This is a genomic window from Novosphingobium humi, from assembly GCF_028607105.1.
GTDB lineage: Bacteria > Pseudomonadota > Alphaproteobacteria > Sphingomonadales > Sphingomonadaceae > Novosphingobium > Novosphingobium humi.
The window spans coordinates 655,418-676,463 of the sequence record NZ_CP117417.1 but is presented as its reverse complement, the minus strand read 5'-3'; the positions used below and the strand labels follow the sequence as shown (position 1 = coordinate 676,463).

General features: G+C 64.7%; 14 protein-coding genes. All 14 read right to left on the bottom strand.

The window, feature by feature from the left end:
* Positions 1 to 15: 15 nt before the first annotated feature.
* Positions 16 to 696: a response regulator gene (locus tag PQ457_RS03110; RefSeq protein WP_273618330.1), complete on the bottom strand. Its 681-nt coding sequence runs from the start codon at positions 694 to 696 to the stop codon at positions 16 to 18.
* Positions 693 to 2,090, bottom strand: a complete 1,398-nt coding sequence (locus PQ457_RS03105) for an ATP-binding protein (protein ID WP_273618329.1) — start codon at positions 2,088 to 2,090, stop codon at positions 693 to 695. The genes PQ457_RS03110 and PQ457_RS03105 overlap by 4 nt, the downstream gene beginning before the upstream one ends.
* 18 nt (positions 2,091 to 2,108) lie before the next feature.
* Positions 2,109 to 4,049, bottom strand: a complete 1,941-nt coding sequence (locus tag PQ457_RS03100; protein ID WP_273618328.1) for a potassium transporter Kup — start codon at positions 4,047 to 4,049, stop codon at positions 2,109 to 2,111.
* Between the two features lie 110 nt (positions 4,050 to 4,159).
* A complete protein-coding gene (locus PQ457_RS03095) occupies positions 4,160 to 5,341 on the bottom strand; it encodes a urate hydroxylase PuuD (protein WP_273618327.1) in 1,182 nt (393 codons plus the stop codon).
* A gap of 98 nt (positions 5,342 to 5,439) precedes the next feature.
* Positions 5,440 to 6,081, bottom strand: a complete 642-nt coding sequence (locus PQ457_RS03090) for a heme-binding beta-barrel domain-containing protein (RefSeq protein ID WP_273618326.1) — start codon at positions 6,079 to 6,081, stop codon at positions 5,440 to 5,442.
* A gap of 19 nt (positions 6,082 to 6,100) precedes the next feature.
* Positions 6,101 to 6,784, bottom strand: coding sequence for a Fe2+-dependent dioxygenase (locus PQ457_RS03085; protein ID WP_273618325.1), 684 nt, complete (start codon positions 6,782 to 6,784; stop codon positions 6,101 to 6,103).
* 1 nt (position 6,785) lies between these two features.
* Entirely contained in the window at positions 6,786 to 7,859 is a 1,074-nt protein-coding gene (locus tag PQ457_RS03080; RefSeq protein WP_273618324.1) for an alpha-hydroxy acid oxidase, read from the bottom strand.
* A gap of 5 nt (positions 7,860 to 7,864) precedes the next feature.
* Positions 7,865 to 9,871, bottom strand: coding sequence for a M3 family metallopeptidase (locus PQ457_RS03075; protein WP_273618323.1), 2,007 nt, complete (start codon positions 9,869 to 9,871; stop codon positions 7,865 to 7,867).
* Positions 9,872 to 9,906: 35 nt separating this feature from the next.
* A complete protein-coding gene (locus PQ457_RS03070; RefSeq protein ID WP_273618322.1) occupies positions 9,907 to 10,983 on the bottom strand; it encodes a PLP-dependent cysteine synthase family protein in 1,077 nt (358 codons plus the stop codon).
* Between the two features lie 46 nt (positions 10,984 to 11,029).
* Positions 11,030 to 13,078, bottom strand: coding sequence for a glycoside hydrolase family 97 protein (locus tag PQ457_RS03065; RefSeq protein WP_273618321.1), 2,049 nt, complete (start codon positions 13,076 to 13,078; stop codon positions 11,030 to 11,032).
* Positions 13,079 to 13,109: 31 nt separating this feature from the next.
* Positions 13,110 to 14,714 (bottom strand): alpha-amylase family glycosyl hydrolase, encoded by a 1,605-nt coding sequence (locus PQ457_RS03060; protein ID WP_273618320.1) that lies wholly within the window; start codon positions 14,712 to 14,714, stop codon positions 13,110 to 13,112.
* 12 nt (positions 14,715 to 14,726) lie between these two features.
* Entirely contained in the window at positions 14,727 to 16,526 is a 1,800-nt protein-coding gene (locus tag PQ457_RS03055; protein ID WP_273618319.1) for an alpha-amylase family glycosyl hydrolase, read from the bottom strand.
* On the bottom strand, positions 16,523 to 18,043 hold the full coding sequence (locus tag PQ457_RS03050; protein WP_273618318.1) for a tryptophan halogenase family protein: 1,521 nt from the start codon (positions 18,041 to 18,043) through the stop codon (positions 16,523 to 16,525). The genes PQ457_RS03055 and PQ457_RS03050 overlap by 4 nt, the downstream gene beginning before the upstream one ends.
* A gap of 72 nt (positions 18,044 to 18,115) precedes the next feature.
* On the bottom strand, positions 18,116 to 20,908 hold the full coding sequence (locus PQ457_RS03045) for a TonB-dependent receptor (RefSeq protein ID WP_273618317.1): 2,793 nt from the start codon (positions 20,906 to 20,908) through the stop codon (positions 18,116 to 18,118).
* Positions 20,909 to 21,046 lie beyond the last annotated feature (138 nt).

The window sequence follows — 21,046 nt, the reverse complement described above, 5'->3', positions numbered from 1 at the left end:
CCGGTCAAGTATCCATCAGGCGCCAGTGTCCATCAAACGATAGCCGATGCCCGGTTCGTTGCGGATCAGGCGGGGATGGGCCGGGTCCTCCTCGACCTTGAGCCGCAAGGCGCGGATCGCCACGCGCAGATATTCGACATCGCCCACATGCGCCCGCCCCCAGACCTTTTCCAGCAGCGCGGCATGGGTCAGGATGCGCCCCCCCGCCTCGACCAATGCCTGAAGCAGGGCGAATTCCTTGGGCGGCAGGGTCAGCCCGCGCCCGTCGATGCTGGCCTCGTGTCGAGCGGTGTCGATGCGGAAGGGGCCATGGGCCAGCACTTCCTGGGCCGCCGCCGCGCCCGATTGGCGAAGCGCCACGCGCAGCCGGGCCAGCAATTCCTCGCCGTCAAAGGGCTTGGTGATATAGTCGGATGCGCCCAGATCGAGCGCGGCCACCTTCTCGCCCACATCCTCGCGCGCGGAAAGGACGATCACCGGCACCCCCGCCGAGCGCAGCATCGGGATCAGTTCCAGCCCGTCGCGGTCGGGCAGGCCCAGATCGAGGATCGCCGCCGACAGCCCGCCCCCGCGCAGCGCCCCCAGCGCCGCCGCAGCCGTGGCCGCCGCCGCCGCCTCATACCCCCCGCGCGCCAGCACCGCGCCCAGCAGGCGCAGGATGGCCGGTTCATCATCCACCACCAGAACCCGGTTCATGCCCCCATCCTCAATATAAAACGCGCACCGCCCAGCGGGCTGTCCTCGATGCTCACCTGCATCCCCATCGCTTCGGCAAATCCGCGCACGATGGCAAGGCCAAGACCGCTGCCCTTGGCCCGGTCGCCGCCCTCGATCCGGGCGAAACGTTCGAATATCCGCGCCCGGTCGGCAGGGGGAACGCCGGGACCGTCATCCTCAACCCAGAGCGTGACCTGTCCATCCCGCAAAGCCGCGCCCAGCATCACCTGCGATGCCGCGTGGCCCAGCGCATTATCGATCAGATTGATCAGCACATGATGCAGCAGCACCGCATCGGCCCGCACAAAAGGCAGATCGGCCGGGATCGCATGGCCCAGCGAGAGGCCCGCCGGCACCGCCACCGCGCCAAAGGCGGCATCGGCCGCATCGATCAGATCGAGGCTCTCGGCCTGCGGGCTCAGCGAGCCTTCCTCGATCCGCGCCGCCGCGATCAGGTCGCTCATCGTGCGCTCAAGCCTGCGCGCGGCGTTCAACGCCTCGCCCGCCTCGGGGCTGCGCTTGGCCAGCGCCTCAAGCTGCCCGGTGATGACGGTCAGGGGCGTGCGGAAATCATGGGCGAGGCTGGCCAGAAAGGTCCGCCGCAGCCGGTCGCTCTCGGCCAGCGTTTCGCGCGCGCGGCGCTCCTCGTCCAGCGCGATGCGGTCGCAGCCCTGCCCCAGCAAAAGCGCGACCTGCTGTATATGCTCGATCTGGGCCATGGGGCGGGTCTGGCCGTCGGCGGGCCGGGCCAGAGCCATCAGCGCGTGGGCACCCCGGCCCTTGGGCGAGAGCGGCAGAAAGGTCCATTCCGCCGCAGCCATCACGCCGGTGCCATGGCCGGTGGCATCGCCATTGTGCATCGCCCATGCTGCAGCCGCCTGATCGAGCGAGGAGAAGCCGTCCTGCGCCCCGTCGATGCGCAGCGGGCCATAGATCCCGGCCACATAGGCCCGCGCGCGCTCCAGCGCCTCGACCGGCGATCCCTTGGCCAGCAGGCGCGAAATCTGGGCCAGTTCCTCGCTGATCGCGGCACGGGCATTGGCTTCTTCTTCGCGCGCGCGCAGGCGGGTGGCAAGGCGGCTGGTGACCAGCGCCACGAGCACCAGCACAAGAACCGACACCGCATGGTCCGGCCCGTGGACATGAAAGCTGAAATAGGGCGGCAGCAGGAAGTAATTATACGCCCCCGCCCCGGCCAGCGCCGCCAGCAGGCCCGGCCCCAGCCCCCCGCGCGCCGCGCCCAGCAGCACCGGCAACAGGAAGAGCAGCGCCGCAGACGCCAGCCCCCATTGCGCCAGCATCGCGCTGGTGATCCATGTCACCAGCGCGATGCCCAGCAAAGGGACCGCATAAGATGTCAGCACGCGCCACATGGGCGGTATCTATAGCGATCAAAGCTCGATCTGTGTGCCCAATTCGACCACGCGATTGGGGGGAATGGCAAAAAAGGCGGTGGGGTCCGACGCGTTGCGGTGCAGGAACTGATAGAGCAGCACCATCGCGCGGGGCATGCAGGGGCGCGAGCCAAAGCGGATCGCGCTGCGCCCGACGAAGAAGGACGTGCCCCCCGTCCCCGCCAGCAGGCCGGGCTCGCGCGCCAGATCGCTGGGCACGTCGATCTTGTCCATATAGCCGTAGCGCAATTTGGCGCGCAGGAAGCGTTCGTCGAGCCGTTCAAGACACAGGCGGTTTTCCGGATCGACATAGGGCGTTGTCTGGGTTTCCACCGTCAGCATGATGTTGGTGCGGTGCAGCGCCTTGTTATGTTTCAGATTATGCAACAATGCCGAAGGGGCCACGCTGGCGTCCTGCGTCAGGAACACCGCCGTGCCCTCGACCACCAGCGGCGGGCGGGCGGCCAGCGCCTTGACCAGTTCGTCCAGCGCCACGCCCTGTTCGCTGGCGCGCTGCAGCGCCATCTTGCGCCCGCGCAGCCATGTGGCGATCACGAGGCCAATGACCCCGGCCACCATCAGCGGCACCCAGCCCCCTTCGGCCACGCGCAGCACATTGGCGCCGAAAAAGAAGATGTCGAGCGCAAGGAAGGGCGCGATGAGCAGCGCGCTGCCCAACGGGTTCCAGCCCCAGAATTTCCACGCGATGATGAAGGCAAGGCAGGTGGTGACCACCATCGTGCCGGTCACGGCAATGCCATAGGCCGCCGCCATCGCGCTGCTGCTGCGAAAGGCAAAGACGAGGCAGATTACGCCCAAGAGCAGCATCCAGTTGACGCCCGGCATATAGATCTGGCCGATCTGGGCCGCCGAGGTCTGGCGGATGACAAGGCGCGGCATCAGGCCCAGCGCGATGGCCTGCTGGGTCAGCGAATAGGCCCCGGTGATGACCGCCTGACTGGCGATGATCGTGGCCATCGTGGCCAGCACCACCAGCGGCGCACGCAGAGAATCCGGCGCCATCAGGAAGAACCAGTCAGCATTTTGCAACAATTGCCCATGGGCCTGCGCCTGCGCCAAAGCCTTGAGCGCCAGCGCTCCCTGCCCCAGATAGTTGAGCGTGAGCGCGGGCCAGACAAAGGTGAGCCAGCCCAGTTGAATCGGCTGCCGCCCGAAATGGCCCATATCGGCAATCAGCGCCTCGGCCCCGGTCACGGTCAGGAACACCGCGCCCAGCACGAACAGGCCCGCCACGCCATGGCCCAGCATGAAATTGACCGCCCACATCGGGTTGAAGGCGGACAAGACATCGGGCGCCTCGACAATATGCCACAGGCCCAGCGCGCCGATCGCCACAAACCAGAACGCGCAGACCGGCCCGAACAGGCCCGCCACGCTGGCCGTGCCGCGCACCTGCAACGCGAAAAGGCCGATCAGGATCGTCAGCGAAAGGCCAAGGATTACCGGCTCGCTCATCGTCTCAAGGCCGGGGACGGTCTTCATCCCCTCGATGGCCGAGAGCACGGAAAGCGCGGGCGTGATGATCGCATCGCCGTAAAACAGCGCCGCGCCCGTCGCGCCCAGCAGCAGCACGATCAGCCACTTGCCCCCCGTCGCCCGCCGCGCCAGCGCCATCAGCGAGAGCACGCCGCCCTCGCCGTGATTGTCCATCCGGCTGAGGAAGATCACATATTTCATCGTCACCACGATGATCAGCGCCCAGAGCGCCAATGCCAGCACGCCAAGGATCTCGCCCCGGTCGATGCCGCCCTGCGCGGTCTGGGCCAGCGCCTCGCGGAAGGCGTAGAGCGGGCTGGTGCCGATATCGCCATAGACCACGCCAATCGCGCCCAGCGTGAGCGCGAACAGCGAGGATGGGCCGTGATGGCCGGGATTATGGGCGGAATTCTCGCTGGTGGGGGATGCGTTCATCAACATGATGCGTCGGTTCGCCTAGAGTAAGACAAGCCTGACGCATCGGACATTCGCGCATTAAATCGCCATGGGCAAGGCGGGTGTCGGGCGTAAAGTCCGCGTAAAATCGCCCCCTATGGCCGCGCCCCGGCGGCGATCCATGCGCCCAGTTTTGCGCGTTCTTCCAATGTCATATGGGTCATATTGCCCAGAGGCATGACCTGCGCGTCCACCGCCACCTTTTTGATGCGCGGCGCGGCGGCCGAGGCATGTTCGGCATTGTCCAGCAACACGCCCAAAGGCGGCGCGGCAAAAGCGGGATTGGTAGGATGGGGCGCATGGCATGTCACGCAATGTTTGGCTAGGATCGGTTGAATATCGGCATAGCTCGCCTCGCCCGTCGGCTTGGCGCCCTTCTTTTCAAGGCTGACATAAGTGATAGTGGCAATGCCGATCGCCGCCGCGACGGCCATGGTGGGGCGCGGATCGGCCCCCTTGTGGCGCAGGTTGAACACATGGCGGATCGCCACCCCCATCGCCGAAATCATCGCCAGCACCAGCCATGGCCGATCCGCGCCAAAGGTCATCGGATAATGGTGGCTGATCATGATGAAGAGCACCGGCAGCGTCATGTAATTGTTGTGCAGCGAGCGCTGCTTGCCCCGCGCGCCCAGCGTCGGGTCCGGCTCGCGCCCTTCGATCAGCGCGTTCACCACCTTGCGCTGGCCCGGAATGATGATCATGAACACATTGGCCGCCATCACCGTGCCGACAATTGCGCCAATATGCAGATAGGCCCCGCGCGCGCTGAACACGCTGTTGAGGCCATAAGCCATGGCCACCAGAAACGCATACCAGACCACGCCCAGCCGCTGATTGTTGCGCCCCAGCGCCGACCGGCACAGCCCGTCATAGACCAGCCAGCCCAGCACAATCGCACCGATCCCGATGCCCGCCGCCTGCCAAGGCTCCAGCGCCGCCTTGGCCGTATCGATCAGGAAGGCCCGCGCGCCGACATAATAGACCAGCACCAGCAGCGAGAACCCGCTGACCCAGGTGAAATAGGCCTCCCATTTGAACCAGTGCAGCTCGTCCGGCATTTTGGACGGGGCGACCTGATATTTCTGCTTGTGGTAAAATCCCCCGCCATGGACCGACCAGACCTCGCCCGAGGCGCCACCTTCCTTGGGGCCTTCCTTGGGCGGTTTCAGATGGTTGTCCAGCCAGACGAAATAGAAGGACGAGCCGATCCACGCGATGCCGGTGATCAGATGCAGCCAGCGCAGCCCCAGATTGAGCCATTCGGTGATGTCCAAGGCGCGTCCCCTATCTTAGCCTGATCTCTCCATGCGATTGGCCGAGCGTTCGATAAAGCGCAAAATTTCGCTTATCCTGTCGCAAAAATCAGAACGCGTCAGGCTTCGGCATTCTCGCGCGCCAAAGGATTGGGCACCGCCGGGCCGACCCGGCGCAGCGTATTGCGGTCGGTATGGGCAAAAGGCTCCTCAACCCCGCGGATTTGCAGCATCGTGGTCTGCTCATAGCTCCACTGGTCCGGCCCATCGATGGTGACGGTGATGGCGAAACTGTCGGTGCGGAAATTCTCTTCCAGAAACACCGCCGAGATGATGCCGTTCTCGGTGCTGCCCCGCTGCGCGCTCAGCGTAAAGCTGGTGGCGTCCGCCGCCGCCTCGCCCTTGGCCAGCGCCGCCTGTCCGCGCGGAATGGTCAGCGTGTGGAGGATGCGCCCGGTCGCTGGTTCCCACAGCCAGTAGCCGACCTGATCGTGATACATCTCGACCTCGCCCGGCTTGGTGATCGCCGTGTGATAGCGCAGGCCATAGAGCAATTGCGGCCCGTTCATCTGGGGGTCGATGGGCTGGATGGTCATCCGCTCGATATAGACCTGTTCTTCCGCACCATCCTCGGTGGGCTTCACATCGCGGCCCTTGATGCCTTCCCACACGCCCGCCATCGGCGCCAGCGGGCCCAGATTGGCCAGCGTATCGACATCGGGTTCGGGTTCGGCAAACAGATGGGCGGGAAATTTCGACATGTGTTTTCAGACCCTTTGACTAAATTTGCGCCCAGCGGCGGAGCAGGTTGTGATAGACCTGCATCAAACGGTCAATATCCGCATCATCCTTGCCCCGCCCCGGCGCCAATCCCTGAATCGAACGGTCAAGGTCATAGAGCATGGTCCGCGCGGCTTCGTCCGGCACCGCGCTCTGCATCCAGAAAAAGCTGGCGATCCGCATCCCCCGCGTCACCGGCGTCACCTTGTGCAGGCTGGAGCTGGGATAAAGCACCATATCGCCTGCGGGCAGTTTGACGCTCTGGCCGCCGAACTGGCCCTCAATGGTCAATTCGCCGCCGTCATAATCGGCCGGATCGTTCAAAAACAGGGTCGCCGACAGATCGGTACGCAGCAGGCGGTCCTCCCCCGGCATACGCATCAGCGCGCCATCGACATGGGCGCCATAATGGCCGCCATCGCGATAGAGGTTGAAACGCGGCGGATGGATCGTCACCGGCAGCGCGGCGGCGAGGAATTGCGGGTTCTGGCCCAGTCGGGTCAGGATGATCTGGCCGATTTCCTTGGCCACCGGATCGTCCATCGGCACCTGCAGGTTCTGCTTCACCTGCACCGCGCGCTCGCCCGCCGTGGCCGCGCCATCGGCCCAGGGCGCGGCCAGCAGGCGTTCGCGCAGCGCGGCAATCTCGCCGGGGACAAAGAGTTTCTCGATCACGATCAGCATATTACACCCCCGTCAGCGCATCCGGTCCGATGGCGTCCAGTGTGGCGCATCCCGCCAGCACCATCGCCAGTTCCAGCTCCTCACGCAGAATTTTCAGCATATGGGCCACGCCCAGAGCGCCCCCCACGGCCAGCCCATACAATTGCGGCCGCCCGATCATCACCGCATCGGCCCCCAGCGCCAGCGCCCGAAACACATCCGCCCCGCTCCGCACCGAACCGTCGATCAGGATCACGCGATCATGCCCCAGCGCCGCCCGCATCGCGGGCAGCAGCGTCAGGGGCGCCGGTGCCGCCTCCATCGCCCGCCCGCCATGGGTGGAAAGCACCAGCCCATCCCAGCCCAGCGCCATCAACCGCACCGCATCATCGGCCCGCGACAGGCCCTTGGCCAGCAGCGGCAGATCGGTTTGCCCGCGCAGCCATGCCATATCCCCCCACCCCGGAGCGGCGGCGGTCAGGCGCGACAGGGCGGGATTGTACCAATCGCCCGATGCCTCGGGCGCGGGCGCGAAACCGGAGAGATGCACCGCCGCAATGCCCGGCGGCATGGCGAAACCGGCGCGCAGGGTCTGCGGGCTGGCAGGCTGGGCGGGTGTGTCCAGCGTCACGACAATCGCCCTTGCCCCCGCCGCCTCAGCGCGGCGGATCAGGCGCAGCGTATCCTCGCGCCGGGACTGGACATAGAGCTGGAACCACAAAGGTCCGGCGGCCGCCTGCGCGATGACCTCGATAGGCCGACTGGCCATGGTCGAGACGCACATCACCGTTTCAAGGCATCCCTGCGCGGTGGCCAATTCGCCTTCGGGATGGATCAGCCCATGATAGCCCAGCGGCGAGAGCAGCACCGGATGCGCCAGATCCAGCCCCAGCAAATGCCGCCGCGTATGCCCCCCGCACAGATCGGCCAGCGGCCGGTTCAGGATCGCATGGGCGCCAAAGCTGATCTCCTCACGCCGCCGCGCCGCGCCATCTCCGCTGGCCCCTTCGAGCCATGCCCAAACCGCCGGATCGATCCGCGCCTGCGCCGCAAGCGCATAATCGGCCAGCGTGTAGAGATGCGGCGGCAGAGGCACAGGCCTTACGCCGCAATCCCCCAGCTTTCCAGCAGCGGCTCATTCTCCGGCTCGCGCCCACGGAAGGCGGTGAAGTTTTCAATCGCCGGGCGTGTGCCCCCGCGCGAGAGGACTTCGGCGCGGAAACGTTCGCCCAATTCGGCGCGATTGGCACTCTCTTCCTCGAACGCGGCATAGGCATCGGCCGACAGGCGCTCGGCCCAGAGATAGGAATAATAGCCCGCCGCATAGCCACCGGCGAAAATATGGCTGAAGCTGGTGGGGAAACGGTGCCATTCGGGATAGTCGATGACGGCTACTTCGGCGCGCACCTGCGCCAGAATGTCACGGTAATCGGGCGTATTGTCGCCGCCCGCCGCGCGGTGGAGGCGCAGGTCGAACAGCGCAAATTCCGCCTGTCGCACCAAGCCCATCGCCCCCAGAAACTTGCGGGCGCCCAGCATCCGCGCAATCATCGCATCGGGCAAGGCCTCGCCGCTTTCCTCATGCGCGCTCGCGGCTTTCAGCGTGGCCGGTTCCCATGCGAAATTCTCAAGGAACTGGCTGGGGAGTTCCACCGCATCCCATTCCACCCCGGCAATCCCGCCGACGCTGGGCAGATCGACCTCGCCCAGCAGGTGATGCAGGCAATGCCCCATTTCGTGGAACAGCGTCACCATGTCATTATGCGTGATAGTGGCGGGCGCATCGCCCACGGGCGGCGCGAAATTCGTCACCAGATAAGCCACCGGCGTGATGCCATGCTGGCGCGGGCGGGCCGAATCCATCCATGCCCCACCGCGCTTGCCCTCGCGCGCAAAGAAATCGACATAGAGCGAGGCCACCTCATGCCCATCGCGGTGCAGGGTGAAATAGCGCACGTCATCATGCCACACCGGAACGCCCTGCGCGGCGCGGAATTCGACGCCGAACAATTCGCGCACCAGACCGAACAAAGCCTCCATCACGCGAGGGAGCGGCAGATAGCGGCGGATTTCCGACGTATCGAGATCATGCAGCTTGCGCCGCATCCGCTCACTGGCAAAGCCGACATCCCAAGGGCGCAGGTCCTCGATCCCCAATTCGCCCCGCGCAAATTGCGCCAGCGAGGCCAGATCACGCGCCGCCTGAGGTCGCGCCGCCGCGCCAAGGCTGGCGAGGAACGCATCCACTTCGGCCCCGTCGCGTGCCATTTTCGCGGCCAGCGACACCGCCACCGGATCCTCAAACCCCAGCGCCAGCGCCGCCTGACCCCGGCGCGCAAGGATTTCGGCAATGCGCGGGCCGTTGTCGAACCGGCCCGCATTCGGCCCCTGATCGGAGGCGCGGGTGTTCCATGCGCGATAGGCCTCCTCGCGCAAGGCCCGGTCTTCGGCATGGGAGAGAACCGCCATCACGCTGGGCGCATGGAGCGTGACGAGCCAGCCTTCTTTGCCTGCGCGCTGGGCGGCGGCCTGCATCCCGGCCCGGTCGGCCTCGGGAATACCGGCAAGGCGCGCCTCGTCGCTGATCTCCAGCGTCCACGCCTCGGTGGCATCCAGCACGGCATTGGAAAATTCGGTGGAAAGGCGGCCCATCTCGATGCGGTTGGCGGCGAATTCCTTGGCGGCCGCCCCTTCCAGCGCCACCCCCGACAGTTCGAAATCCTGCAGGGCCAGCCTCAAAGCGCGGCGCTCATTTTCGGGCAGAGCCTGCGGATCAATCGCCTTCAACGCCTGATACAGCGCCTTGTCCTGACCAACGGCGCTGAAATGCGCGTCGATCAGGGGCTGGGCCGCGCCATGGGCCTCGCGCAGTTCCGCCGTGGTCGCCACCATCACCAGATGGCTGACCACGCCCCAGACCCGCGAGATCGCCACATCGGCGCCGTCCTTTTCCGCCAGCAGCGCCGGATCGCCCGGCCGCTCGGCCAAAGCCTTCATCGCCCCGGCATGAGCGGCAATCGCGGCCTCGACCGCGGGCACGACATGTTCGGGCCGGATCGCGGCGAAATCGGGCAGATCGGTGGCGGCCAGCAGCGGATTGTTCGACATGGTATCCTGCAAATGAGAATGGTATTTCCGGCAATTTAGGAAGCGTAACGCCCGCTGGCAAGGAAGGCGGCCATGCGCTCTTCCTCCGCTTCATCCAACAGCCCCTGCGCAGTCAGCCATTCCTCATTATAATAGGTCGAGCCATAACGCTCGCCGCTGTCGCACAGGATCGAAACGATCGAGCCCTTCTCGCCCGCATCGGCCATTTGCGTAGCGATGCGCGCGATGGCCACCAGATTGGTGCCCGTCGATCCGCCCACGCGCCGCCCCAGATAACGCGAGAGCACCCGCGCGGCGGCAATGGAGGCGCGGTCCTCGACGACCTCCATCCGGTCGATCACGCTGCGGATAAAGCTCGGCTCGACGCGGGGGCGGCCGATGCCCTCGATGCGGCTGGTCGGGCCTTCGGCGGTGGTGACGGCCGCATCATGCCAGTTGCGGTGGAATACCGAGGCCGACGGATCGGCCACGCAGACCTGTGTGGCATGGCGGTTGTAATGCACATAGCGGCCGATGGTGGCCGAGGTGCCCCCCGTGCCCGCGCCCGTCACGATCCAGGCCGGGATCGGATGGGGTTCGCGCGCCATCTGGCTGAAAATGCTGTCGGCGATGTTGTTGTTGCCGCGCCAGTCAGTGGCGCGCTCGGCATAGGTGAACTGGTCCATGTAATGACCGCCCAGTTCCTCGGCCAGACGGGAGGCCTCGCCATAGACCGCGCCCGCGCCGTCCACCTTGTGGCATTGCCCGCCCAGCGCCTCGATGGCCGCGATCTTTTCAGGCGCCGTGCTGCGCGGCACCACCGCGATGAAGGGCAGGCCCAGCATCCGCGCGAAATAGGCCTCGGACACGGCAGTCGAGCCGGAGGAGGCCTCAACAATCGTCATCCCCTGCGCGATCCAGCCATTGCACAGCGCATAGAGAAAGAGCGAGCGCGCGAGGCGATGCTTCAGGCTGCCGGTGGGGTGGCTCGATTCATCCTTCAGATAAATCGCGATATGCGGCAGGGCGGGCAGCGGCACCGGGATCAGATGGGTATCGGCGCTGCGGGTATAATCCGCATCAATGCGCCCGATGGCCCAGCTGACCCAGTTGGGACAGGGTTTTTGGCTCATCACCCTTCCCTATCCCACGGCGCGCCCGCGTCAACCGGGCCGGGCCTTATTTCGCCGGGGTGAGACGAATTGCCCCGCCCCCGCCCGGCGCCAGCCACAGTTTGATGACATCGCCCTTGGCCACTTTGCGCGTCTCATAGGCGATCCTGTGCCGCGCCTCGGTCAGATAGGTCGCGCCCTCGCCATCCTTGTAGATCGTGGCGGTATAGGTCTTGCCCGCGTCGAGGAAATCGAGCTTCAGATCGACAACGCGCGCCGTGGCATCATTGACCCCGCCGACATACCAGTCGGGGCTGTTGCGATCAGCCCGCGCAAAGATCGCATATTCGCCCACAGCCCCGGCGATCAGATGGCTCTGCGCCCAATCGGCGGGGACTTGGCGGATAAAGGCCAGTTCCTTTGGATGCGCCTCAAGGCTCTCGATGAAATCGGCCGCCATCTGGATGGGCGAATAGAGCGCCAAATAGAGGCCCAACTGCTTGGCCAGCGTCGAGGCCAGAGGCGCATGGTTCGCGCCCTCAAGGCTGAGGATGCCGGGCGTGAAATCCATCGGGCCGGACAGCATGCGGGTGTAAACCAGCGTCGGCTCGTGGCTGGGGCCATTGGCGAAGGCGCCCCATGCGTTATATTCCATACCGCGCGCGCCTTCCCGCGCGATCCAGTTGGGATAGGTGCGGCGCAGGCCGGTGTCCTTGACCGGTTCATGCGCGTTGACGGCAATGTGATATTTCGCCGCCACCTGCACCACGCGCAGGTGATGCTGCACCTGACGCTGGCCATCGTGATATTCCATGCAGATCTTGGCCGGATCATTGCCGCAGGGCGCCTGAATGCCGCCCGCATCCGCCACATAGCCGGTCTTGACCGCCGGCACGCCGAGGCGGTTATACAGCTTCATCGCATCCTCAAGCTGGGCCTCGTAATTGGCGATATTGCCGCCCGTTTCGTGATGGCCGATGATGTTGACGCCCTTCTTGTGGCCATAGGCGGTGACGGCCTCCAGATCGAAATCGTTGGCCGATTTGGTAAAGCTGAAATCGCCCCCCGTGCCCAGCCAGTTGCCGTTCCAGCCCTTGTCCCAACCCTCGATCAGCACGCTGGAAAAGCCGTTTTTGGCGGCAAAGTCGATATATTGCTTGGCGCGCTCGGTGGTCGCGCCATGCTTTGGCCCTTCGGCCCATGTCCAGTCGCCCCGGATCATGCCCCACCAGATGCCGATATATTTTTGCGGCTTGAACCATGACACATCGCCGATCTTGTTCGGCTCATTCAGATTCAGCTCAAGGTCGTTTTCCACCAGCCCCGCCGCATCATCGGCAATGCGGATCGTGCGCCAGGGCGTGTTGAAAGGCAGATCGCGCACCACGCGCGGCCCCTGACCCGAAGGTGCAAGGGTCGTGCGGAATTTCTGCCCATCGGCCCGCTTGAACCACATAGCCGAATAATCGACCAGCGCGGCCTCGTGGAAGGAGAGATGCGTGCCATCCTCCAGCCGCATCGTGATCGGCGTATGCGCGGTTGAGACAGCCTCGATCGGGGTCTTTTGATAGACCTGTTCATAGCGGTTCCATTCGCCCCCGGCGATCCACCAAGCGGTGCCCTTGGGCACGATGTCGAATTCGGTGACCTCGTCCGCGATGCGCATCGTGGTCATCGCGGCCTGTTTGGGCAATTCGTAACGAAAGCCCACGCCATTGTCGAAGATCCGGAAATGCACATCCATCATCCGTTCGCCCTGCTCCTTGGACTGGCGCAGGTGGACGGTGATCTCGTTATAATGGTCGCGCACATAGCGGCGCTCGCCCCAGGGCTGCTCCCATGTGTTATCGCCCTTGGCCGTGTCGGCGCCGGTGATGTCCCATCCGCGTACCATGTTGACGCCATCGGTCAGGATAAAGCCCATCAGCGAGGGCGCGATCAGCGCCTTGCCCTTGCGGGTGATGGCATAGCGAACGCGGTGGTCGCTGTCGGTGGTGACGGCAACGGCGATGGCGCCATCGGGCGATGTCGCCGAATAGCTGGCAGGCGCGGTCTGGGCATAGGCAGAGGTCGCCGTCAGCAAAAGGACAGCAAGGGGGGCAAGCGAGCGGGCCATGATGGTCTCTCTCCGGGGGAAGAAGGGGGTTTTAGGCAAGCAGGGTGAAATGCGCGGCATAGGGCGGCAAATGCCCCGCATCCGCGCCGTTCAGCGCCAGCAGAGTCTGCCCTGATGGCGCGGCATGGGCGACGGTTTCGCCGCCAAGGTTGAAGGCGCAGGCAATCGCCTCGCCCCCCTCGCGCCGGGTGAAGGTGAGCAGATCGCCGGAAACGCGCAGATCCTCCATCGCCCCCACCGCCAGCGCCCGATGCGCGCGGCGCAGGGCGATGATTTGGCGGGTGATGGCCAATTGACTTTGCGCGTCGCCCTCCTGCCGATCCACCGCGCGGGCGATATTTTCGGCCGAAAGCGGCAGCCACGGCGTTCCTCCAGTAAATCCGCCCTGCTCATCCTGCACCTGCCACGGCATAGGCGTGCGCACGCCGTCGCGGCTCAAGGTCAGCGGCCAGTTGGCGATGGCTTCGGGGTCCTGAAGCAGGTGGAACGGGATGTCATCCTGCGTCAGGCCTAGCTCCTGCCCCTGATACAGAAACGCATTGCCGCGCAGCGCCATCAGCAGCGCCATGGTCATCCGCGCATAGGCATCACGGCGCTCCGCCCCGACCCAGCGCGAGATATGGCGCGGCGCATCGTGGTTTTCAAAGGCCCAGCTTGGCCAGCCCTGCGCGCGGCCATCGGCATCGGGCGCGCCGTCCCACTGCGCCTGCGTGCGCGCCACCAGATCGGCGGTCAGGCGGTCGGCATAGAGAAAGTCGAAGCTGTAGGCGCTCGAAAGCCGCCCCTCGCCCGCCGTATAGGCCTTCATCAGCGGATCGGCATCATCGCCCCCGATTTCGGCCACGGTAAAGGTCGCGCCCGCCGCCTGACAGACCGCCGCGATACGTTCGACAAAGCCGACCACATCGGGGTGGTTCATACTGTTGACCTTGGCCTGAAAATCATAGGGCCGGGTGCGCGGTTTGCCATTTTCCGGCGCCACCGGATTGTCGGCAAAACCGGGGTCGAACATCGCATGGTTGAGCGCATCGAGCCGGAACCCGTCCACCCCGCGATCCAGCCAGAAACGCAGCACATCAAGGCACGCCTCCTGCACCGCCGGATTATGGCCGTTCAATTGCGGCTGTTCTTTTAGGAACTGGTGCATGTAATATTGCTGGCGGCGCGCGTCCCATGTCCATGCCGGGCCGCCGAACACCGATTGCCAGTTGTTGGGCGGCGTGCCGTCGGGGTTCGCATCGCGCCAGACATACCAGTCGGCATAAGGGTTGGTCTTATCCGCCCGGCTTTGCGCAAACCATGGATGGGCATCGCTGGTATGGGCGAAAACCATGTCGATCATGACCTTCAGGCCCAGCCCATGCGCCCGCGCCACCAAGGCGTCGAAATCGCTCAACGTGCCAAAGATCGGATCGACATCGCGGTAATCGGCCACATCATAGCCGAAATCGGCCATCGGGCTGGTGAAGAACGGGCTGATCCAGATCGCATCCACGCCCAGCGAGGCGATATGATCGAGATGCGCGGTAATGCCCGGAAGGTCGCCGATGCCATCGCCGTTGCTGTCAGCAAAACTGCGCGGATAGATCTGATAGATGGTGGCGCCGCGCCACCATGGGTCTTGCAAAGGGGGCATTATCGGGGGTCCTTACTTGGTGGCGGCGCAGATGGCATAGCCAAAGGCGGGCAGGCGGATCGTCGCGCTGCCCGGCGCGACCGGCGCGGCGGGGCATGGGCCGGACAGCGCGGTGAAACGCTGCGTGGCGCTCTCGACGGAAACCTGCGCGGTGATGGGTTGGTCAGAGGTGTTGAAGGCCAGCAGCACCTCTGACCCGGTTTTGGGATCGAGGCGCGAGACGGCAAACAGGCCCGGCCCCTCACCCGAGGCGCGAAGGATCGTCCGCCCGCCCCAGAGCGCGGGCGTGGCGCGGCGGATCTGCGACAGGCGGGCGATGGCCTGATAGAGCGGATGGGAGGGCGTGAAATTGGCGGTGGCGGTGGTCGAGGATGTGCCGACCAGCGCGTCCTGATTATATTCGGCCACCTTGCTGGCAAACATATCCTGCCGCGAGGATTGGTCGCCCCCGCGCCCGGCAAAGCCCTGTTCATCGCCGTAATAGATCGTGGGCACGCCGCGCAGCGTCAACAGCATGGCATGGCCGAGCAGATCGCGCGCCAGCCATTCCTGCGCCCCGATCCCCGGCTTTGCCTCACGCAGGGCCATGGCGAAACGGCCATTGTCATGATTGCCAAGGAACGTGGGCAGGCGCAGCGCCCCCTTTGGCCCATAGAGCGCATCATCCTCGACCATCCGGGCCAGTTCCTGCGTGCCGGTCTTGCCGCTGGCTGCATCGGTCGCCGCGCGCATGAAGGCAAAATCCAGCACCGCAGGCAGACCCGCGCGATGCACCCAGCCGGCCAGCAGCGCCGGATCATAGTCGCCGGTCGCCACCTCGCCGAAGATGTGAAAATTGGGGATGCCGCGCGAGCGCGCCCGCGCCTGCATGGCGGGCACAAAGGCGCGCCAGAATTGCGGGTTCACATGTTTGGCCGTGTCGATGCGATAGCCGTCGATGCCGAAACGGTCGATCCAGCTGCTGTAAATCTCGATGAACCCTTTGACCACGCGCGGGTTTTCCGTGGCCAGATCGTCCAGCCCGACGAAATCGCCATATTGCGCGCTCTCGCCCTTCCAGTCGGTGTCGCCGCGATTGTGATACCAGATCGGATTGTTGAGCCAGGCCGGGTTCTTCACCTTCTCCTCACCCGCCGGGATGTAGGGCGTATAGGCAAAGGCGGGATCGGTCATATGCGCCCAATTGGCGCCGCGCCGATCATCATCGCCCGCAAACCCGGCATTGATCGGCGCGCCCGCCACCCCGCCCCGGCGCGAAAAGGGATAGTCGGCCTTGGAACGATAGGGCGCGGCCGCCTTGCCCGCCTCGCGGTATTGGATGACATCGGCGGTGTGGTTGACGATGATGTCCATATAGACCTTCATCCCCCGCGCATGGGCTGCCTTTACCAAGGCGGCGAAATCCGCGTCGGTCCCGAAATGCGGATCGACATGCAGGAAATCGGTGATCCAATAGCCGTGATAACCCGCGCTTTCATGGCCCTTGGCCCCCTGCACCGGCTTGTTCCTGAAAATCGGCCCGACCCAGATCGCGCTGGCGCCCAGCCCCTGAATATAATCGAGCCGCGCGGTCAGGCCTTTAAGGTCGCCGCCATGATAGAAGCCCTTGTCGGACGGATCGAAACCATGGGACAGGCGATCCCCCGCGATGCCGCCTGTATCATTGGCCGGATCGCCGTTGGCAAAACGGTCGGGCAGGACGAAATAGATCACTTCCTGTTCGGGCGTGCGGGCGCGCAGGTCGGACAGGGGCGTGCCTTGCGCGGCGGACGCCGCCAGCGCGGCCAGAGCCATGGCCAGAGCGCACCTCATGCCATCACCTTTTGCGCCATGGGGGCCGCGCAATGGCGGGCGATAAAGTCGGCATGGGAAGCATATTGCCCCGCCTCTCTGGTGTAGAGCGCCGCAATCAGTTCGAGATATTCGCGCAAATCCGCCTCCGAAATGGCCTCGGCCATGGCATGGCTGGCGGCCGGAATGATGCCCTGTGCGGCCATCACCTGAAACCAGCCCACCTCGCTGAACAATTCCTCGCCCTCGCGGAAAATCTGGCCCGATGCGGCAAAGAGGTCGATCTTGGCGCGCAGGCTGTCGGGCAAGTCCACCGCGCGGCAGGCCTGCCAGAAAGGCTCCTCGCGCCGGTTGGCCCAGTAATGCAGGATGATGAAGTCGCGGATGCGCTCCATCTCAAAGGCGAACTGGGCGTTGAAGGCATCGCGCGTGACCTGCGCCACCGGCCCGGCGGGCAGGAATTTGAGCAGGCGCGCAATCCCCGTCTGGATCAGATGGATCGAGGTCGATTCCAGAGGTTCCAGAAAACCGGAGGACAGGCCGATGGCGATGACATTGGCCTTCCACGCCTCGCGGCGGCGACCGGTGGTGAAACGGATCGGGCGGGGCGCGGTGATCGCGCCGCCCTCAAGGCCCGCGATCAGTTCATCATGCACCGCATCATCCGTGACGAAATCGCTGCAATAGACGCGGCCATTGCCGGTGCGATGCTGCAAGGGAATGCGCCATTGCCACCCCACCGGATGGGCGATGGCGCGCGTATAGGGCACCAGATCGGCCAGACGCGGGCTTTGCACCGCCATGGCGCGGTCGCAGGGCAGCCAGCGGCGCCAATCCTCATAGGCCCCGCCCAGCGCATCGCCGATCAACAGGCCCCGCTGGCCGGAGCAGTCAATGAACAGATCGCCCGCAATCTCGCGCCCATCGGCAAGGCGCAGCACCGTGACATCCCCGGTCAGGCCATGACGGCGCACATCGGCAATCATCCCCTCGGTGCGCTTGACGCCGCGCGCCTCGGCATGGTCGCGCAGAAAGGCGGCATAGAGCCCCGCGTCGAAATGAAACGCATGGGGCATGGCGGGCACGGTCTGGGCCGTCAGCGGCGCGCCGTCATGCATCCGCCCGGCCCGCGCGGCGATGGTGTTGAGCGTATAGGCGCCCGTCTCCTTGGCAAACCCCAGCCGCATACCCCGCGACCAGAAATGCTGAAACGCGCAAAGGCCCACATCGCGGCCCACATCGCCAAAGGCATGGATATAGCTGTGGCCCGGATGCAGCCAGCCATCAAAGGCGATGCCCAATTTATAGGTGGCATGCGTGGCGCGCATGAAGGCTTTTTCATCAATGCCCAACGCCTTCTTGAACACATTGATATGCGGGATGGTCGCCTCGCCCACGCCGATCGTGCCGATCGCGTCGCTTTCCACCAGCTCGACAGTAAAGCCGTCATCCAGAAAATGACCCAGCGCAGCAGCCGTCATCCAGCCCGCCGTGCCGCCGCCCACAATGACGATGCGCTGTTGTGGCCTTTGGCTCATCCTGCAATTCCCGTTGGCTTATTATTGTAAAAGACGGGCGGAGCATCGCGCCCCGCCCGCATCCTGTCGCGATCAGAACTTGTAGCTGACGCTCAGGTAATAGTCGCGGCCATAGCGCTGATAGTCGATCAACTGGCGCACATCATTGTTCTGATAGGTGATGAAGGGCCGGTCGGTCAGGTTCTTGGCCTGAAGCATGACCGCGAGGCCGTAGAGCTTCGAGCCGGGCTGGAATTCATAGCCGATCTGGGCGTCGACAATCGCTTCGGCCTTGGCCTGACGATAGGTGGGGTTGGCCGAAAGGCCCGCCACTTCGGCCAGGAAGGTCGAGCGGAAGCGATAGTTCACCCGCGCCTGGAACCCGTGCTTTTCATAATAAAGCGCCGCGTTCTGCACCCAATCCGACAGACCCGGCAGGGTGATCGCTTGGCCCGGATTGCTGGCCAGATAGATCGTGCTGTCGGTATAGGACAGGCTGCCATAGAAGCCGAAGCCGTCGAGCTTGGGCGTCAGCAGCGAGAAGGGCAGCGAGAGCGTGCCTTCCACACCCTTTACATCGCCATGCCCGGTGTTGGCCGGCGCGTTGACCGTGCCCAGCGTGGTGCCCACCGCCGCGCGCTGGGCGGGCGTCAGGCTGCTGAGCGCAGAGGAGAAATCATAGAGGAAATTGTTCGACGGATCGACGAATTGGGTCAGCTTCTTGTAATAGCCCGCCACCGAGACATAGCCGCCCTTGCGGAAATAGCGCTCCAGCGAAAGGTCGATGTTGGTCGAGTGATAGGGGCGAAGCTGGGCATTGCCTCCGGTCGAGCTGAACACCGATTGGCCCGGCGTGGTCGAACCCAGACGGGTGGGGTCGATGTTGAACTCCTGATTGACGCGCAACTGGTCAAGGCGCGCGCGCACCATCGTGTGCGAGGCCGAGAACTTGACGAACATCGACGGGTCCATTTCCAGCGACAGGTTCAGGCTGGGCAGGACATTGGTGTATTTCGCGCCGCCCGTGGCCGGATAAAGCGTGACCGCGCCATTCGAGAAGTTCGAGATCGAACCATCCGAGCTCTGGTTGGTATGGACCACCTGCGCGCCGATGCTGCCCGTCAGGCGCTTGCCCGCCACATCGCCGTCCAGCTTGAGCATGGCATAGCCGGTGATGACATTTTCGGTCACCGAATTGTCGCGGACCAACGAGACGGGGCGATTGTCATAGGCCGCATTAAAGCTGTTGTTATACAGATACATCGGATCGAGCGCGAGCATCTTGGGCACGCCCAGATAATCCAGCGGCACAGAACCGATCACCGCCGCGCTGGGCACGGGGGCAAAGGTGGTGGTGCCGCTCGACACGGTGCAATTGGTGCCCGCGCCCTTGGGGCAGAGGAAGTAGGAGAGGAAGTTCGACACCTTCTTGCGGCGCGAATAGTTCACGCCCACTTCCCAGCCGGAAATGACACTGTGGCCGCCGAACTTGCCGTCCAGACTGGCGCGCAGGGCCAGCAGATCGTCCTTGAAATTGGGCTTGTTGAGAAAGCCCGACTGCACCACGGCGGTCGTGCCGTTATAGCCCCAGCCGCGCGGGTCGGTGATGCCGAAAAGGCCGGTGTTCGAATAATCCAGCGTGGGCACGATCGAGAAGGTGCCGTTGGGATTGGCGCTGATCTTGAGCGTGTCGGCGGCGCCGGTCGAATTGTATCCGGTGCCGGTATAGGTCTCGAGCAGGAAGTCGGTGCGCTTGGCGGTGCTATAGCTGGCGTCGAGCGTGACGTGGGTGTCCTCGGCCACGGTCCACACGCCGTTCCACCCGGCGGAGAAATTGTCCGCCGTGCGTTCATTGAGGTCATTGCGCTGCACCGCATGCACCCCGGTCAGCGTGGCATTGGTGACCAGACCGTTGGTGGTGGTATAGCCCGGCTGGATCGTGGCGCCCGAACCCCATGTCGGGGCAATCGGGAATTCGATGCCGCGCAGGTGCTGGGTTTCCTTGAATTTTGAATAGAGCAGGTCGAGCGTGGAATGGAAATTGTCGCTGGGCGCCCATTCGACCGTCACCACGCCGCCATAGCGCTTGAGCATGTTCGACTGGACATAGGGCTTGGCCCCGCCCAGAAACAGCGCGCCGCCCGCCGCCGGGTCATTGGGGAAGCCCCAGGCGTTGTAGCGCTCGTTCTGCGAAGGGGCCTGGGTGGCCGACAGGCCGATGGCGATGCCCCACTTGTCGTCGGCAAACTTGTCGACATAGGCGGCCGAGGCGCGGAAGCCCTTGTTGTCGCTGTCAGGGTTGAGCGCCTTGATGCCGTTCATCTGACCGCGCAGCTGCACCGCGATGATGCGGTCCTTCTGCGCCAGCGGACGCAGCATGCGCAGGTCCACCGTGCCCGACACGCCCGCCGCGATCAGCCCGGCATTGGCGGCCTTGTACACCACCACATTCTTGAAGAATTCCGACGGATACTGGTCATATTCAACGCCGCGATTGTCGCCCACGGTCACCTGTTCGCGGCCGTTGAGCAGCGTGGTGCCGAAATCGGGGCCAAGGCCGCGGATCGAGAGGCGCTGGTCGCGCCCTTCCAGACGCTGGGCCGTGACGCCGGGCAGACGGGCCAGCGAGTCCGCGATCGACACGTCGGGCAATTTGCCGATGTCTTCGGCCGAAATGGATTCCACGATCACCGGCGAGCGGCGCTTGAGCGAGGCCGAGGCATCGAGCGAGGCGCGGATGCCCGTCACCACGATCGCCTGGTCATTGGCCGCCGGTTCAGGCGCGGCCTGCTGGGCCTCGGCCAGCGCCGGAAAGATGAAAGCAGACACGGCAATGCATGCGGCGGACGCACCAAGGCGCCCCGCCTTGAAGCTGCGGAAGCTCATGATATTCCTCTCCTGATCACACCGGCTGCGCATGGATGACACACGGTCCATGCGCGCAGGCTTCGTCCCGGCATAGGGCACCCCTGCCCCTTGGTTCCGGTCAACGTGGAGCCCGTTTACAGCGGGGACGGCCGAGAA